We start from the raw sequence: 14,714 nt of genomic DNA on the forward strand, positions 1-14,714 counted from the left end.
GCGGCGCGCGCCGCCTGAGCTTCAGCCGCCGCGCGACGCGTCGCGCTCGGGGAAGGGGTAGGCATCGGCGACATAGGCCGGCCCCTTCATCACCATCACGATGACGCAGCCGAAGGCCACCGTCAGCACCAGCGTCCAGTGCAGCAGCAGCACGCCCAGGGCGACATAGGCTTGCAGCTGTGCTGCCGCCTCGTCGTCAGGCCCCACCGACCACAGCCGCAGCAGCGCAAAGCCCAGCGGCAGCGCGCTGCCCCACAGCAAGATGGCCGGCAGGCGGCGCCACAGCCGGCGCTCGAGGCCGGGGGCCGTGCGCGTATGGCCGGGCAGTTTGCGGAAGGGGTCCAAGGCGTGGGCGGGCAAGGCGTCGTCGATGCGGGGGATCATGCCTCATCGCGTGCCGGCGCGGTGCGGCATGCCGATAATGCGCCGTCCATCGAACGGGACGGAGAACACGCCATGACGCATCAGCCAACCCCGCGCCGCCAGGCCCTGCTGGCCCTGCTGGCCCTGGCCGCCACGCCGGCCCTGGCCCAGACCGATTTCAGCAAGGTCGAGATCAAGGCCGAGAAGCTGTCCGACACCACCTGGATGCTCACCGGCGCCGGCGGCAACCTCGGGCTCTCGGCGGGCGACGATGCGGTCTTCCTGATCGACGACCAGTTCGCGCCGATGGCGCCCAAGATCCAGGCCGCCATTGCGCAGATCACCAAGCGGCCGCTGCAGTTCGTGCTCAACACGCATTTCCACTTCGACCACACCGGCGGCAACGAGGCCCTGGGCAGCAAGGGCGCGCTCATCGTGGCCCACGACAACGTGCGCCGGCGCATGAGCAGCGATCAGCTGATCAATTTCGTCGGCAGCAGCAACAAGCAGCCGGCCTCGCCCAAGGTGGCGTTGCCGGTGGTGACGGTGGCCGGCGAGATCAGCTTCCATATCAATGGCGATGAGGTGTACGCCTTCCATGTGCCACGCGCCCACACCGATGGCGACCTCATCGTGCATTTCCGCAAGAGCGATGTCGTACACATGGGCGACGTCTACTTCAACGGCATGTACCCCTTCATCGACGGCAGCAGCGGCGGCACGGCCGACGGCGTGCTGGCGGCGGCCGACCGTGTGCTCAAGCTGGCGGGCGACAAGACCCGCATCATTCCCGGCCACGGCCCGCTGGCCAGCAAGGCCGACCTGGTGGACTGGCGCGACATGCTGGCCACCGTGATCGTGCGCATCAAGGACCTGCGCCTGGCCGGCAAGAGCGACGCCGAGATCCGCGCCGCCGGCGTCACCGCCGAGTACGACGCGCGCTACGGCAATGGCTTCGTCAAGCCCGAGGCCTTCGTGCAGATGATGCTGGGCGTGCTGCCGCCCAAGTAGGGGCCGCAGCGGCTGCGGCCGCTGCTCTCAATGGCCGTGGCCGACCTTCTCGCCTGCTTTCAGGCGGTAGACCGTGCCGCAATAAGGGCAGCGGCCCTCGCCATGGTCGGCGACATTGATGAAGACCTTGGGATGGCCGCTCCACTGCGCCATCTTGGGGTTGGGGCAGTGCACGACGCCGGGGCCCAGCAAATCGGCGGCGGCGAGTTCGACGACAGCTTTGGTTTCGCTCATCTTCAGACCTTGGTGAGCCATTCGGCGTACTTGGGATTGCGGCCGTTGACGATATCGAAGAAGGCTGTCTGGATCTTTTCGGTGATGGGGCCGCGGCTGCCGCAGCCGATCTCGATGCGGTCGAGCTCGCGGATGGGCGTCACCTCGGCCGCGGTGCCGGTGAAGAAGGCCTCGTCGCTGATGTAGACCTCGTCGCGCGTGATGCGCTTTTCCACCAGGTCCAGGCCCAGGTCCTTGCAGATGTGGAAGACAGTGTTGCGCGTGATGCCGTTGAGCGCGCCGGCCGACAGGTCGGGCGTGTAGACGACGCCGTTCTTGATGACGAAGAGGTTCTCGCCCGCGCCCTCGCTGACGAAGCCCGAGGCGTCGAGCAGCATGGCCTCGTCGTAGCCGTCGTCGGTGGCCTCGGTGTTGGCCAGGATGGAGTTGGTGTAGTTGCTCACCGTCTTGGCCTGCGTCATCGTGATGTTGACGTGGTGGCGGGTGTAGCTGCTGATCTTGACGCGGATGCCGCGCTTCATGCCCTCTTCGCCCAGGTAGGCACCCCAGGCCCAGGCCGCCACCATCAGGTGGATGGTGTTGCCCTTGGGGCTGACGCCCAGCTTCTGGTCGCCGATCCAGGTGAGCGGGCGCAGGTAGCAGCTCTCGAGCTTGTTGGCGCGCACCACCTCGCACTGCGCGTCCATCGCCTCCTGCAACGTGAAGGGGATCTTCATGCGCAGGATCTTGGCGCTGTTGAACAGGCGCTCGGTGTGCTCGCGCAGGCGGAAGATGGCGGTGCCGTTTACCGTGTTGTAGGCGCGCACGCCCTCGAAGGCGCCACAGCCGTAGTGCAGCGTGTGGCTCAGCACATGGATCTTGGCGTCGCGCCAGTCGACCAGGCGGCCGTCCATCCAGATCTTGCCGTCGCGGTCGGACATCGACATGGGAGCTCCTAGTGGGTTCGTCAATCGGGGGTCGGCGATTTTAGTTCCGCCGCGCCGGCCTCGGGCGGACGGGCGCGGTGCAGATCCCAACGCTCGACGCGGCCGCCCAGCATCTCCACCCGCAACTCGTCGCCGCCTTCGTCGCGCCAGGCCCAGACCTCGGGCTCGCGTGCGAGCTGCGTGCCCAGGCTGCGCGTGAGCTGCAGGATCTGCGGCAGGCGCAGGCCCTGGCGCATCTGGCTTTGCAGCATCACCGCGCTGGGCACCTGGCCCACCGGCCGGCCGGCGGCCGTCTGCATCAGGCGCACGGCGCGCGAGAACTGCAGCAGCAACCAGAACACCACCACCGACACCGCCAGCAGCACGCCGGGCCAGCCATAGGCCGTGTAGCCGGCCGCCACCGCGGCCACCGCCAGGCCCCAGCCGAGCAGGGCGTTCACAGGGCTGCCCCCGCAGTGGCCGACAATGAAGGCGATGGATGGCTTGCAGACATGGGTGATCAACCTCGATCGGGCGCCGGAGCGTCTGGCGCGGATTGCGGCGCAATTGCAGCGCCTGGGCCTGGCCTGGACGCGGCTGCCGGCGGTGGATGCACGCGCCCTGAGCAGCCTGCAACGCGCCGCGCTGGACGAAGCCGCCTACCGCCGCAAGCATGGCATGACGCCGCTGGGCGGTGAACTGGGATGTTACCTGTCGCATGTCGAGGTGATGCGCCAGATGCTGGCCGGCAACGCCCGCTACGCCCTGGTGCTGGAAGACGACGTGCTGCTGCACGACAGCCTGCCGGCCGTGCTGCAGGGCCTGCTGGCCGCGCCCGAGCGCTGGGACGCGGTCAAGCTCTCGGCCGTGCACCGCGGCACGCCCGTGCCCTACCTGGAGGTCGCGCCCGGCCACCAGCTCGCGGTGATGCTCAGCCGTTGCACCGGCAGCAGCGCCTACCTGATGAACCGCCGCGCCGCCGAGGCGTATCTGCGCCAGCCCGGCGGCCTGCTGCCCATGAGCTTGCCCTACGACCATGTGTTCGACCAGGGCTGGCGCTTCGGCATCAAGTTCCGCCTCGTCACGCCCACGCCCTGCGGCCACGACGACCAGATCGCGTCGACCATCGTCGCCCCGCCCGGCCCGGGCCGCAAGTTCCACTGGACCAAACGCCTCAGCACCTATGCCTACCGCCTGGGCAACGAATCGCGGCGCCTGGTCTACGGCCTCACCGAGGCCTGGCGCGAGAAGCGCGGCGGCTGAACCCAGGGGCCAGTCAGCCCAGGCCGCGCACGGCCTCGATGGCCTGCTCGATGCGCTCGACGGCGTGGATGGTCAGCCCCTCGATGGGCTTCTTGGGCGCATTGGCCTTGGGCACGACGGCGACGCTGAAGCCCAGCTTGGCGGCCTCTTTCAGCCGCTCCTGACCGCGCGGCGCCGGGCGCACCTCGCCGGCCAGGCCGACCTCGCCGAAGGCGATGAAGCCGCGTGGCAGCGCCCGCCCGCGCAGGCTGCCCTGGATGGCCAGCAGCACCGCCAGGTCGGCCGCCGGCTCGGCGATGCGCACGCCGCCCACGGCGTTGACGAAGACGTCCTGGTCCATGCAGCTGACGCCGGCGTGGCGGTGCAGCACGGCCAGCAGCATGGCCAGGCGATCGCGGTCCAGGCCCACGCTCAGGCGCCGCGGGCTGGCGCCGCCGCTGTCCACCAGCGCCTGGATCTCCACCAGCAGCGGACGCGTGCCTTCCAGCGTCACCAGCACGCAGGTGCCCGGCACCGGCTCGCCGTGGGTGGAGAGAAAGATCGCGCTCGGGTTGCTCACGCCCTTCAATCCGCGCTCGGTCATCGCGAAGACGCCGATCTCGTTGACGGCGCCGAAGCGGTTCTTGATGGCGCGCACGAGGCGGAAGCTGCTGTGCGTGTCGCCCTCGAAGTACAGCACGGTGTCGACGATGTGCTCCAGCACGCGTGGCCCGGCCAGCGCGCCTTCCTTGGTGACATGGCCCACCAGCACCACGGTGCAGCCGCGCGTCTTGGCCAGCCTTGTCAGCTGGGCCGCGCACTCGCGCACCTGGGCCACCGAGCCGGGCGCCGAGTTGAGCTGGTCGGAATAGACGGTCTGGATCGAGTCGACGACGCAGAAGGCGGCGTCCTCGGCCTCGATGGCGGCGATGATCTTCTCGAGCTGGATCTCGGCCAGCACGCGCACGCGGTCGCCCGCCAGGCCCAGGCGTCGCGCCCGCAGCGCGATCTGGGCGCCGCTTTCCTCGCCCGTCACATAAAGCACCTTCATCTGCGCCGCCAGCGCGTCCACCGCCTGCAGCAGCAGCGTGCTCTTGCCGATGCCGGGGTCGCCGCCCAGCAGCACGACGGCGCCCTCGACGATGCCGCCGCCGAGCACGCGGTCCAGCTCTTCCTGGCCGGTGGGGGTGCGCGCGATCTCGGCGGCCTCGATCTCGCTGAGCGTGGCCACTGGCTGGCTCTTGGCCAGGGCCTGGAAGCGGGTGTTGCGGGTGGAGGCGCCTGCCGTCTCGGCCACCGCCTCATCCAGCGTGTTCCAGGCCCGGCAATGCGGGCACTGGCCCAGCCACTTGGGGCTGCTGCCGCCGCAATCACGGCAGGTGTAGATCGTCTTGGCCACGCGCGATTGTGGCCGGTCGCTCACTCTTGGACGCGCCCGCGCCCGGCCTTGACCTGGGAGCGCACCGCCTTGCCCTCCAGCCGCCGCTGCTTGGAGCCATAGGTGGGCTTGGTGGCGCGGCGGGGGCGCGGTGGTGACGCGGCTTCGTCCACCATGGCCTGCAGCCGCGCCAGCGCGTCGGCCCGGTTCATGGGCTGGCTGCGGTGATCCTGGGCCTTGATGACGACGATGCCGCCCTCGGTGATGCGCTGGTCGGCCTGGGCCAGCAGGCGCAGCTTCACGGCATCCGGCAGGCTGGAGGCGGCGACATCGAAGCGCAGGTGTACCGCACTCGACACCTTGTTGACATTCTGCCCGCCCGCACCCTGGGCACGGATGGCGCTGAACTCGACCTCGGCGGGGTCCACGAGCACCCGCTTGGCGAGCATCAGCCGGGCTCTTCTTCAGCCACGCGCACCGGCACGCGCGGCGCCAGCGCGCACATCAGCTCGTAGCCGATGGTGCCGGCGGCGCGCGCCACATCGTCGATGGCCAGCAGGCTGCCGCGCGGCCCGTTGCCCCACAGCGTGACCTCGCTGCCGAGGCCGGCGTCGGGCAGGCCGGTCAGGTCTACCGCCAGCATGTCCATCGAGACGCGGCCGACGGTGCCGGTGCGCACCCCGTCCACCAGCACCGGCGTGTCGGTGCCGGCATGGCGCGGGTAGCCGTCGGCATAGCCGCAGGCGACGATGCCGATGCGCTGGGGCTCGGTGGCTGTATAGCTGCTGCCATAGCCCACGGTGTCGCCGGGCTGCAGCTGCTGCACGGCGATGAGGCGCGAGCGCAGCGTCATGGTCGGCTGCAGGCACCAGTGGCGGATGTCGTGGTCGGGGAAGTCGGGCGCGCTGCCGTAGGTCAGGATGCCGGCGCGCACCCAGTCGTTGGCCAGGCCGTGGCGCAGGATGGCGGCGCTGTTGCTCAGGCTGCGCTCGCCCGGCAGGTCTTGCGCCGCGGCCTCGAATGCGGCCACCTGGTGGGCGATGCCGCGGGCGCCGTCGGCGTCGGAGAAATGCGTCATCAGCGAGATCTCGTCGACCTGGGGCAGGGCATTCAGGCGTGCCCAGGCGCTGCGGTAGGCGGCGGGGCGGAAGCCCAGGCGGTTCATGCCGCTGTTCATCTTCAGGAAGACGCGGTGCGGGCGCTGCGTCTTGTGCGCCGCCAGCCAATCGATCTGCTCGCTGCAATGCACCGCATGCCACAGGTCGAGCCGCGAGCAGAGTTCCAGGTCGCGCGGCTCGAAGCAGCCCTCGAGCAGCAGGATGGGGCCGCGCCAGCCGAGGCCGCGCACCCGTTCGGCCTCGGCCAGGTCGAGCAGGGCAAAGCCGTCGGCGCCGCGCAGGGCAGGGTAGACGCGCTCGATGCCGTGGCCATAGGCGTTGGCCTTGACGACGGCCCAGACGCGCGCATTGGCGGCGCCGGCGCGGGCGCGCGCCAGGTTGGCGGCCAGCGCGGCCGGGTGGATGAGGGCTTCGATGGGGCGGGGCATGGGCGGGCGAAGGGAGCAAGCCACCGCGGTGGTACCGCGGTCAGGGGGGGCCGGCGCATTCTGCCAGCCGGGGGCGCGTGCTATAACCCGCCCGCCCTGAAGACGGAGACAAACGCGCGTGGCAGGTGGCCGTCGCGCCTCGCTGCGCGCGACACGATGAAAAAAGGTTTCTCCACCATCATGTCGGCGCAGTTCTTCAGCTCGCTGGCTGATAACGCGCTGCTGGTGGCCGCGATCGAACTCTTGCGCATGAGCAAGGCGCCCGCCTGGCAGACGCCGGCGCTGGCGCCCATGTTCGCGCTGTTCTACGTCGTGCTGGCGCCGCTGGTGGGGGCCTTCGCCGATGCCCTGCCCAAGGGCCGCGTCATGTTCATCAGCAACACCATCAAGGTGGCGGGCTGCCTGATGATGCTGTTCGGCGGCCATCCGCTGCTGTCCTACGCCATCGTCGGCCTGGGTGCGGCGGCCTACTCGCCGGCCAAGTACGGCATCCTCACCGAACTGCTGCCGCCTTCGCAGCTGGTCAAGGGCAATGGCTGGATCGAGGGCCTCACGGTGGGCTCCATCATCCTGGGCATCTTGCTCGGCGGCCAGCTCGTCGGCCAGCGCATCTCGCACCGGCTGCTGGAGTTCGACCTGCCCGCGCTCGACACCGGCATCGACACCGCGCCCGAGGCCGCGATCTCGGTCATCGTGCTGCTTTATGTGACGGCGGCGCTGTTCAATCTCTACATCCCGCGCACCTCGGCGCCGCTGCAGCCGCTGAGCGGCGGCGTCAGCGGCCTGGTGCGCGATTTCTCGCGCTGCAACGCGCGGCTGTGGACCGACAAACTGGGCCAGATCACGCTGGCGACGACGACGCTGCTGTGGGGCATCTTCGGCAACCTGCGCGTCATCGTCTTTGCCTGGGCCGCGGCGGCGCTGGGCTATGGCACGACCCAGGCCTCCAACCTGGCCGGCGTGGTCATCGTCGGCTCGGTCGTCGGCGCGGTCTACGCCTCGGTTTCGACGCGGCTGGAGCACGCCGTCAAGCTGCTGCCGCTGGGCATAGGCATAGGCTTTCTCACCATAGGCCTGAACCTGATCACCAATGTCTGGGCGGCCGCGCCCTTCCTGGTGGTGCTGGGTGCGGTGTGCGGCTACCTCATCGTGCCGATGAACGCGCTGCTGCAGCACCGCGGCCACAACCTGATGGGCGCCGGCCGCTCCATCGCGGTGCAGAACTTCAACGAGCAGGCCTGCATCCTGAGCCTGGGCGCCTTCTACGTCGGCATGACCAAGTTCGGGCTCTCGGCCTTCGGCGCCATCGCCATCTTCGGCCTGCTGGTGGCCGGCGTGATGGAGCTGATCCGCCGCTGGCACCAGCGCAACCTGGTGCGCCACGCCGAGGAACTGAAGCACCTGCTGGCCATCGCGCGCAGCGATCATCACTGATGGTGGCTGCTGCCGATCTGCGGCCCGCACCTGCGGCCGGCCGCCTGCTCGGGCCGGCGCTGGCGCTGGTGTGCAACGCTTTTGTGTGGGGCGTCTCGTGGTGGCCCTTCCGTGAACTGCAGGCGCTGGGCCTGCATCCGCTGTGGGCGACGGCGCTGATCTACCTCGTCTCGGCCCTGGCCATCACGCTGTGGCGGCCTCAATCGTGGCGCCAGCTGCTGGGTACACCCTCGCTGTGGTGGCTGGTGCTGGCCTCGGGCGCCACCAATGCCACCTTCAACTGGGCCGTGACGGTGGGCGACGTGGTGCGCGTGGTGCTGCTCTTCTACCTGATGCCGCTGTGGGCGGTGCTGCTGGCGCGGCTGCTGCTGGGCGAGGCCTTCACGCCGGCGGCGCTGCTGCGCGTGGCCCTGGCCCTGGCCGGCGCCGCCATCGTGCTGTGGCCGGCCGGGGGCGGGCTACCCTTGCCGCGCACGCTGGCCGAAGGCCTGGGCGTGGCGGGCGGCTTTGCCTTCGCACTCAACAACGTGCTGCTGCGGCGCGAAGCGCACCGGCCCGAGGCGGCGCGGGCACTGGCCATGTTCATGGGCGGGGCCGTGGTCTCGGCCGCCGTGGCCCTGGCCGCGGGCGGCTCGGTGCCGCCACCGCCCGCGCCGGCCCTGGCCTGGGTGGGCGGCGCACTGGCGCTGGCGGTGGCCTTCCTGGCCAGCAACCTGGCGCTGCAGTACGGCGCGGCGCGGCTGCCGGCCAATGTCACGGCGGTGGTGATGATTTCCGAGGTGCTGTTCGCCTCGGTGTCGGCCGCGCTGCTGGGCGCCGGCACGCTGACGACGCAGCTGCTGCTGGGCGGCGCCCTCATCGTCGGCGCCACGCTGCTGGCGGCGCGCGGCTGAGCGCAGGCTTGCGCCGCTGGCTCAGCCGGCAGGCGCGGGTGATGGGGGAGACGGAGGTGAAGCGGGTGAGGCCGGCGGCGCCGCGCGAACGCCGTGGCGCAGCATCAGCCGGTGCAGCTCGACCTCGTCCAGCGGTTTGCCCAGGTAGGCGTCGCAGCCGGCCAGCGTGCCGCGCACGCGGTCGGCCTCGGCCTGGTGGGCCGAGACCATCACCACCACCGAGTGCAGGGCCGCACCGCCGCTGCCCTGGCGCTTGACGTGGCGGCACAGCGCCAGGCCGTCGAGCTCGCTGCGGGTGCCGAGTTCGACATCGAGGAAGACGAAGTCGTAGTCGTGCTGGGCCATCAGGGCCAGGGCCTCGCCGCTGTGGCTGGCGCGTGCCACTTCCACGCCCCAGCGCTCGAGGCGCGAGGCGAGAAAGCGTCCGGCGATGGCGCTGTCGTCCACCACCAGGGCACGGGGCAGGGCCGGCGTGCGCGGCGCGGGGGCTTGCGGTCGCGCCGTGCGCGTGCTCGCCATGCGGGCCGGGGCGGCAAACAGCAGGTCGCGCGGCGGCGGCGCGGGTGGCGGGGGTGGTAGCGGCGCAGGGGACGGTGCCGCGGGCTGCACGCTGCCGGGCGCGGCCAGGCTGTCGAGCTCGCGCATCAGCTGCGGCGTGGCGATGGGCCGCGGCATCCAGGCCACGCAGCCCGGCGGCGGCTGGGCGCCGACGAAGACGGCCCGGCCCATGCGCTCGGTCACCTGCACCAGCTGCACCGAGGGCGGGTGGTCGGCGTCGGCGACCAAGAAATCGGCGTTGTCGAGCAGGGTTACCAGCTCGTAGCGGGGCGCGGCCCGGGTGGCCAGGCGAAAGGTCGAGGCGATGGTGGCGCGCTCGAACTCGCTGAAACCGAGGATGGCGATGCGGTGGGCGGTGGGCATGGCGGCTGCGATGGTGGGCCGCGGCCGCGGTGCCTGTCAACGTCCCGGCGAGGTATGCGTGTGCAGGCGGGCCGCTAAGATGCCCGATTTCCGAATCCGCCGGAGCCCTTCTTGATCGCGACCAGCATCCACGACTTCGAGGCCTTGTCCATCAGCGGCCAGCCGGTGCAGTTGTCGGCGCACAAGGGCCAGGTGCTGCTCATCGTCAATACCGCCAGCGCCTGCGGCTTCACGCCCCAGTTCGCGGGGCTGGAAAAGCTGTGGCAGGACTACCGCGAGCGCGGCCTCGTCATCGTTGGCTTTCCGAGCAACGAGTTCGGCGGCCAGGATCCGGGCAGCAACGAGGAGATCGCCTCCTTCTGCCAGCTGAACTTCGGTGTCAGCTTCCCGATGATGGCCAAGATCAAGGTCAACGGCGGCGAGGCCCACCCGCTGTGGCAATGGCTCAAGGCCCAGGCGCCCGGCATCCTGGGCACCGAGGGCGTCAAGTGGAACTTCACCAAGTTTCTGGTCGGCCGCGACGGCCAGGTGCGCAAGCGCTACGCCCCGAATGAGGCGCCGGATGCCTTGCGCCGTGACATTGAAAAGGAATTGGCCGCGAAATGAGCACCTTCACCCATCTCGAGCCCTACGCCGGCGACCCCATCCTCAGCCTCAACGAGGCCTTCCAGAAGGACGCGCGGGCCGACAAGGTCAACCTCTCCATCGGCATCTATTTCGACGACGCCGGCCGCATCCCGGTGCTTGACAGCGTGCGCCAGGCCGAGGCACGCCTGCTCGCCGAGGGCGGCGCCAAGCCCTACCTGCCGATTGAAGGTTCGGCGGCCATGCGCACCCAGGTGCAGCGCCTGCTCTTCGGCGCCGGCCATGCCGCGCTGGCGGCCGGCCGCGTGGCCACGCTGCAGACCGTGGGCAGCAGCGGCGGCCTCAAGGTGGGGGCCGACTTCATCAAGCGCTGGCTGCCCGGCAGCGCCGTGTGGGTGAGCGACCCGACCTGGGACAACCACCGCGCCATGTTCGAAGGCGCCGGCATCAAGGTCCACACCTACCCCTACTACGACCCGGCCACCGGCGGCCTGCGTTTCGACGACCTGCTGGCCACGCTGCGCACGCTGCCGGCCAAGAGCGTGGTGCTGCTGCACGCCTGCTGCCACAACCCGACCGGCGTCGACCTCACGCGCGACCAATGGGCGGCGCTGCTGCCGGTGCTGCGCGAGCGCGAGCTGCTGCCCTACCTGGACCTGGCCTACCAGGGCTACGGCGACGGCATCGAGGAAGACGCCCACGCGGTGCGCCTGCTGGCCGATGCGGGCCTGGCCTTCTTCGTCGCCAATTCCTTTTCCAAGAGCATGAGCGTCTACGGCGAGCGCGCCGGCGCGCTGAGCGTGGTCTGCGCCGACGCGGCCGAGGCCGAGCTGGTGCTGGGCCAGCTCAAGGCCACGGTGCGCCGCAACTACTCGAGCCCGCCCATCCACGCCGCCGGCGTGGTGGCCCTGGTGCTGGGTGACGCGGCACTGCGGTCTTCTTGGGAAACCGAGGTGGCCTCCATGCGCGAGCGCATCCTGGCCATGCGGCGCAGCCTGCACGCCGTGCTCTCGGCGCGCAAGCCCGGCCACGACTTCGGCTATTTCCTCAGCCAGCGCGGCATGTTCAGCTACACCGGCCTGAGCGCGGCCCAGGTTGACCGCCTGCGCGAGGAATTCGGCGTCTACCTCGTGCGCTCGGGCCGCATCTGCGTGGCCGGGCTCAACAGCGGCAATGTCGAGCGCACCGCTGCGGCGATAGCCGCGGTGATCTGAGTTCTGCGCGGCGGTGGCCTGTGTGATCGCTAGCCTGCATTCTCGGGCTCCAGTGCCTGCAGCAGGTTGAGGTACAGCTGCTCGGGGGGAACCGGCTTGGAGATGAAGCCGTCCATGCCGGCGGCCAGGCAGCGCTCGCGGTCTTCGTTGAAGGCGTTGGCCGTCATCGCCAGGATGGGCAGGCGGCGGCCGTGTTCCTGGCTGCGGATTTGCCGCGTGGCCTGCAGGCCATCCATCGTCGGCATCTGCATGTCCATCAGGATCAGCAGGTAGTCGTGGCGGGTGGCAAGGGCCAGCGCTTCGGCGCCGTCCTCGGCCAGGTCGACCGTCAGGCCGACTTCCTCCAGCATCATGGACGTCACCTCGCGATTGATCGGCTCGTCTTCGGCCACCAGTACGCGCTGGCCGCCATAGCGCTGGCGCAGGCGCTGTTCGGCCGCGCCGGTGGCGATGCGGGCTTCTTGGCGCGGGACGCGGCTGGCCTTGACCAGCCGGGCAGTGAACCAGAAGCAGCTGCCCACGCCGACCCGGCTGTCGGCGCCAGCCTCGCCACCCATCAGCTGGGCGATGCCGCGCGTGATGGCCAGGCCCAGGCCGGAGCCGCCGTACTCCCGCGTCGTCGAGTTGTCAGCCTGCTCGAAACTGGCAAACAGCCGCGGCAGCATCTCGGCCGCGACACCGATGCCGGTGTCGGATACCTCGAAGCGCAGCCACACGCCTGCCGCGTCTTCGTCCACCAGCTGTACCGCGATGCGCACCTGCCCGGCCGCCGTGAACTTGACGGCATTGCCCGCGTAGTTCAGCAAGGCCTGCTGCAGCCGGATCGGATCGCCTTCCAGGTTCATCGGCAGGCTCTGCGGTTCGGCGAAGATCCGCAGTCCCTTTTCGCGCGCCCGCTCGCTCAGCATCGACACCACGTTGGCGACCACGGCGTCGACGCGCAGGGGTCGCGTCTCCAGCGAGAACTTGCCGGCCTCGATCTTGGACAGGTCGAGCACATCGTTGATGATGCCCAGCAGGTGCTGCCCGGCGACCTGGATCTTGGCCAGCCGCTCCCTGTCTTCGCTGCCGGCGGCTGCGCGCCGCAGCATCAGGCCGCTGAGGCCCAGGATGGCGTTCATCGGCGTGCGGATCTCGTGCGACATGTTCGCCAGGAAGGCGCTCTTGGAGCGGCTGGCACCGTCGGCCGCTCGCTTGGCCACGCCCAGTTCCCGGTTGGTCCGCTCCAACTCGGCGGTGCGCTCGGCCACCCGCCGCTCGAGCTGGGCGTTCAGCGTCCGGATCTCGGCCTCGGCGGCCTTGTGCTCGGTGATGTCCACGCAGTAGCCGATGTAGCCCAGGAACCCGCCCTCGCTGTCGTAGCGCGGGCAGCCGTCGTCGCGGATCCAGCGGTAGAGGCCGTCGGCACGGCGCAGGCGGTAATCCATGCTGAAGGCGCGGCGGCCTTGGAAGCACTGCTCGTAGGTCTGCACGCAGGCCTCGAGGTCGTCGGGATGCACGCCCTCGACCCAGCCGCTGCCGAGTTCCTGGGCCAGGCTGCGGCCCGTGAAGCGTAGCCAGGGTTCGTTGAAGTAGTCGCAGCCCTTGTCCAGGCCCGAGGTCCAGATCAGCGCCGAGCCGCTGTCGGCCAGGGTGCGGAAGTGCGCTTCGCTCTCGCGCGCCTGGTGCTCGGCGCGGCTGCGCTGGGTGATGTCGTGGGCGATCCCCAGCACGCCGACGACAACGCCGTCGCCGCTGCGCAGCGGCGCCTTGGTGGTTTCGAACAGGCCGTGATAGCCGTCGCCCCGGAAGGTCAGCCACTCCTCGTTGACGCTGGCCCGGCCCGCCGCCATGGCCGCCAGGTCGTGGCGGCGGAAGAAATCCGCCTGCTCGCGGTCGACGAAATCGTGGTCGTTGCGGCCCACGATCCGGTCTTCGGCGGCACCGAAGAGGCGTTCGAAGGCCGCATTGCAGGCGAGGTAGATGCCGTCGCGGTCTTTCAGCCAGATCGGGTCTGGAATGGTGGACAGCAGGCTCTGCAGCCGCGCCTGCTCGACCGCCAGCGCCCGGTAAGGTGCCTGGACGCCGGCCACGAACACCGCCCGGTAGACCATCAGGTAGGCGATGGCCTTGTAGACATGGCCGAGCAGGTTGAAGAGGTCGGTGACATCCGCGTAGAGCGTGAGGAAAAGCTCCGCCAGGCCCTGCACCCAGGCCGCGGCGGCCAGCCAGCTCAGGTTGCGGTCGCCGCTGCGGCGGATCTTGAGGACCAGCACCAAGGCGGCGCCGCCGTAGGCCAGCGAGAGCGCGATCTCGGCGGCTATCTTGAAGGGCGTCAGGCCCTGGCCCGGCACGAAGGTGCGCGGAATCCAGGGGTTGGGCGACACGCCCAGCCACGCCACCAGGCCCGTCAGCACCAGTGCCGCGGCCACGAGCGCATGGCAGGCCGCCGGCGGCCAGCGTCTGGGTGGCCGCAGGGCCACCGCCACGAATACCGCGGCGGCGACGAAGCGCCCCGCCAGCCAGTAGTTGATCGCCTTTTCCGCGCCGCTGGGCGTCACCACCGGCGGCATGCCCGGATACGACAGCGTGTGGGCCATGTCGATCAGGCCCACGGCCAGCAAACCTGCCCCCAGCAGCAGATGGTGGCTGTTGAGCTGTTGGTGACGCAGATTCCATCCCAGCGCGAACACCATCGCCGAGACGGCCATGGCCACGAACTCCAGCCCCGTGTGCAGTGGCAAGTAGTTGCCGGGCTCGGCAAAGAAGCGCGACGCCGGCAGGAAGGGGCCCAGCGCCATCAACAAGCTGAGGCCGACGACCCAGGCCGCGGGCGCTGGCACCGCCAGTGCCTGAAGGGTGAGTCGGGGCCGGGACGATGGGTCGGTCATGGAGAGGTGTCTGCCTTCGTGTGGCCGTCGCGGGGGGGCGCCGGCATTCGTGGGCGTCCCTGCCGCCACCGCGCCGCACGGCGTGGAGGAATCAAGCCTCGTCGCCCAGGGTTATCGG

The 14,714-nt window shown here is 70.2% G+C and carries 15 protein-coding genes; 6 read left to right on the top strand and 9 right to left on the bottom strand.

Annotation, left to right across the window (positions count from 1 at the left end):
* Positions 1 to 21: 21 nt before the first annotated feature.
* Positions 22 to 384 carry a hypothetical protein gene (locus JMV16_RS05320; protein WP_201493141.1) on the bottom strand — a complete coding sequence of 121 codons (363 nt, stop codon included), beginning with the start codon at positions 382 to 384 and terminating at the stop codon, positions 22 to 24.
* A 72-nt stretch (positions 385 to 456) separates the two neighbouring features.
* Between JMV16_RS05320 and JMV16_RS05325 the strand changes: the two genes are divergently transcribed.
* A complete protein-coding gene (locus JMV16_RS05325; protein ID WP_201493142.1) occupies positions 457 to 1,374 on the top strand; it encodes an MBL fold metallo-hydrolase in 918 nt (305 codons plus the stop codon).
* Between the two features lie 27 nt (positions 1,375 to 1,401).
* On the opposite strand, the gene JMV16_RS05330 is transcribed toward JMV16_RS05325, so the two are convergent.
* The 3 genes from JMV16_RS05330 to JMV16_RS05340 are packed head-to-tail and all read right to left on the bottom strand — an operon-like array spanning position 1,402 to position 2,974.
* Positions 1,402 to 1,608: a zinc-finger domain-containing protein gene (locus tag JMV16_RS05330; protein WP_201493143.1), complete on the bottom strand. Its 207-nt coding sequence runs from the start codon at positions 1,606 to 1,608 to the stop codon at positions 1,402 to 1,404.
* 2 nt (positions 1,609 to 1,610) lie between these two features.
* Positions 1,611 to 2,534, bottom strand: a complete 924-nt coding sequence (locus JMV16_RS05335; protein WP_201493144.1) for a branched-chain amino acid transaminase — start codon at positions 2,532 to 2,534, stop codon at positions 1,611 to 1,613.
* A 20-nt stretch (positions 2,535 to 2,554) separates the two neighbouring features.
* Positions 2,555 to 2,974: a hypothetical protein gene (locus JMV16_RS05340; protein ID WP_201493145.1), complete on the bottom strand. Its 420-nt coding sequence runs from the start codon at positions 2,972 to 2,974 to the stop codon at positions 2,555 to 2,557.
* A gap of 34 nt (positions 2,975 to 3,008) precedes the next feature.
* Here JMV16_RS05340 and JMV16_RS05345 point away from each other — a divergent pair, with 34 nt between their 5' ends.
* Entirely contained in the window at positions 3,009 to 3,776 is a 768-nt protein-coding gene (locus tag JMV16_RS05345; RefSeq protein WP_201493146.1) for a glycosyltransferase family 25 protein, read from the top strand.
* A 13-nt stretch (positions 3,777 to 3,789) separates the two neighbouring features.
* Here JMV16_RS05345 and radA read toward each other — a convergent pair whose 3' ends face one another.
* From radA to alr, 3 genes are read right to left on the bottom strand one after another with little or no spacing between them, the layout of a single operon-like run.
* The gene (gene radA, locus JMV16_RS05350) at positions 3,790 to 5,154 is read right to left on the bottom strand and encodes a DNA repair protein RadA (RefSeq protein WP_201493147.1); all 1,365 of its coding nucleotides are present in this window, start codon (positions 5,152 to 5,154) and stop codon (positions 3,790 to 3,792) included.
* Positions 5,155 to 5,174: 20 nt separating this feature from the next.
* Complete coding sequence (gene arfB, locus JMV16_RS05355) at positions 5,175 to 5,582, bottom strand: alternative ribosome rescue aminoacyl-tRNA hydrolase ArfB (protein ID WP_201493148.1); 408 nt, start codon at positions 5,580 to 5,582, stop codon at positions 5,175 to 5,177.
* Positions 5,582 to 6,679 carry an alanine racemase gene (gene alr / locus JMV16_RS05360; protein ID WP_201493149.1) on the bottom strand — a complete coding sequence of 366 codons (1,098 nt, stop codon included), beginning with the start codon at positions 6,677 to 6,679 and terminating at the stop codon, positions 5,582 to 5,584. The genes arfB and alr overlap by 1 nt, the downstream gene beginning before the upstream one ends.
* 156 nt (positions 6,680 to 6,835) lie before the next feature.
* Between alr and lplT the strand changes: the two genes are divergently transcribed.
* Positions 6,836 to 8,113 (top strand): lysophospholipid transporter LplT, encoded by a 1,278-nt coding sequence (gene lplT / locus JMV16_RS05365; RefSeq protein ID WP_201493150.1) that lies wholly within the window; start codon positions 6,836 to 6,838, stop codon positions 8,111 to 8,113.
* A complete protein-coding gene (locus JMV16_RS05370) occupies positions 8,113 to 9,006 on the top strand; it encodes a DMT family transporter (protein ID WP_201493151.1) in 894 nt (297 codons plus the stop codon). The genes lplT and JMV16_RS05370 overlap by 1 nt, the downstream gene beginning before the upstream one ends.
* A 21-nt stretch (positions 9,007 to 9,027) precedes the next feature.
* Here the strand turns inward: JMV16_RS05370 and JMV16_RS05375 are convergent, their stop codons facing one another.
* Positions 9,028 to 9,927 (bottom strand): response regulator, encoded by a 900-nt coding sequence (locus JMV16_RS05375; RefSeq protein WP_236580367.1) that lies wholly within the window; start codon positions 9,925 to 9,927, stop codon positions 9,028 to 9,030.
* A gap of 114 nt (positions 9,928 to 10,041) precedes the next feature.
* Here JMV16_RS05375 and JMV16_RS05380 point away from each other — a divergent pair, with 114 nt between their 5' ends.
* Together JMV16_RS05380 and JMV16_RS05385 are read left to right on the top strand one after the other, a co-directional pair.
* Positions 10,042 to 10,533: a glutathione peroxidase gene (locus JMV16_RS05380; RefSeq protein ID WP_201493201.1), complete on the top strand. Its 492-nt coding sequence runs from the start codon at positions 10,042 to 10,044 to the stop codon at positions 10,531 to 10,533.
* Positions 10,530 to 11,726, top strand: coding sequence for an aromatic amino acid transaminase (locus JMV16_RS05385; RefSeq protein ID WP_201493152.1), 1,197 nt, complete (start codon positions 10,530 to 10,532; stop codon positions 11,724 to 11,726). Before JMV16_RS05380 ends, JMV16_RS05385 begins: the two co-directional genes overlap by 4 nt.
* Before the next feature lie 29 nt (positions 11,727 to 11,755).
* Here the strand turns inward: JMV16_RS05385 and JMV16_RS05390 are convergent, their stop codons facing one another.
* The gene (locus JMV16_RS05390; protein ID WP_201493153.1) at positions 11,756 to 14,596 is read right to left on the bottom strand and encodes an MASE3 domain-containing protein; all 2,841 of its coding nucleotides are present in this window, start codon (positions 14,594 to 14,596) and stop codon (positions 11,756 to 11,758) included.
* Positions 14,597 to 14,714: the final 118 nt, after the last annotated feature.

This window comes from Rubrivivax sp. A210 (assembly GCF_904426505.1).
Classification (GTDB): Bacteria; Pseudomonadota; Gammaproteobacteria; order Burkholderiales; family Burkholderiaceae_C; genus Rubrivivax.

Coding starts and splice junctions, on each gene's coding strand:
- JMV16_RS05320 (WP_201493141.1), bottom strand. CDS start 384: ATGATCCCCCGCATCGACGACGCCTTGCCCGCCCACGCCTTGGACCCC.
- JMV16_RS05325 (WP_201493142.1), top strand. CDS start 457: ATGACGCATCAGCCAACCCCGCGCCGCCAGGCCCTGCTGGCCCTGCTG.
- JMV16_RS05330 (WP_201493143.1), bottom strand. CDS start 1,608: ATGAGCGAAACCAAAGCTGTCGTCGAACTCGCCGCCGCCGATTTGCTG.
- JMV16_RS05335 (WP_201493144.1), bottom strand. CDS start 2,534: ATGTCGATGTCCGACCGCGACGGCAAGATCTGGATGGACGGCCGCCTG.
- JMV16_RS05345 (WP_201493146.1), top strand. CDS start 3,009: ATGGATGGCTTGCAGACATGGGTGATCAACCTCGATCGGGCGCCGGAG.
- arfB (WP_201493148.1), bottom strand. CDS start 5,582: ATGCTCGCCAAGCGGGTGCTCGTGGACCCCGCCGAGGTCGAGTTCAGC.
- alr (WP_201493149.1), bottom strand. CDS start 6,679: ATGCCCCGCCCCATCGAAGCCCTCATCCACCCGGCCGCGCTGGCCGCC.
- lplT (WP_201493150.1), top strand. CDS start 6,836: ATGAAAAAAGGTTTCTCCACCATCATGTCGGCGCAGTTCTTCAGCTCG.
- JMV16_RS05370 (WP_201493151.1), top strand. CDS start 8,113: ATGGTGGCTGCTGCCGATCTGCGGCCCGCACCTGCGGCCGGCCGCCTG.
- JMV16_RS05375 (WP_236580367.1), bottom strand. CDS start 9,927: ATGCCCACCGCCCACCGCATCGCCATCCTCGGTTTCAGCGAGTTCGAG.
- JMV16_RS05385 (WP_201493152.1), top strand. CDS start 10,530: ATGAGCACCTTCACCCATCTCGAGCCCTACGCCGGCGACCCCATCCTC.
- JMV16_RS05390 (WP_201493153.1), bottom strand. CDS start 14,596: ATGACCGACCCATCGTCCCGGCCCCGACTCACCCTTCAGGCACTGGCG.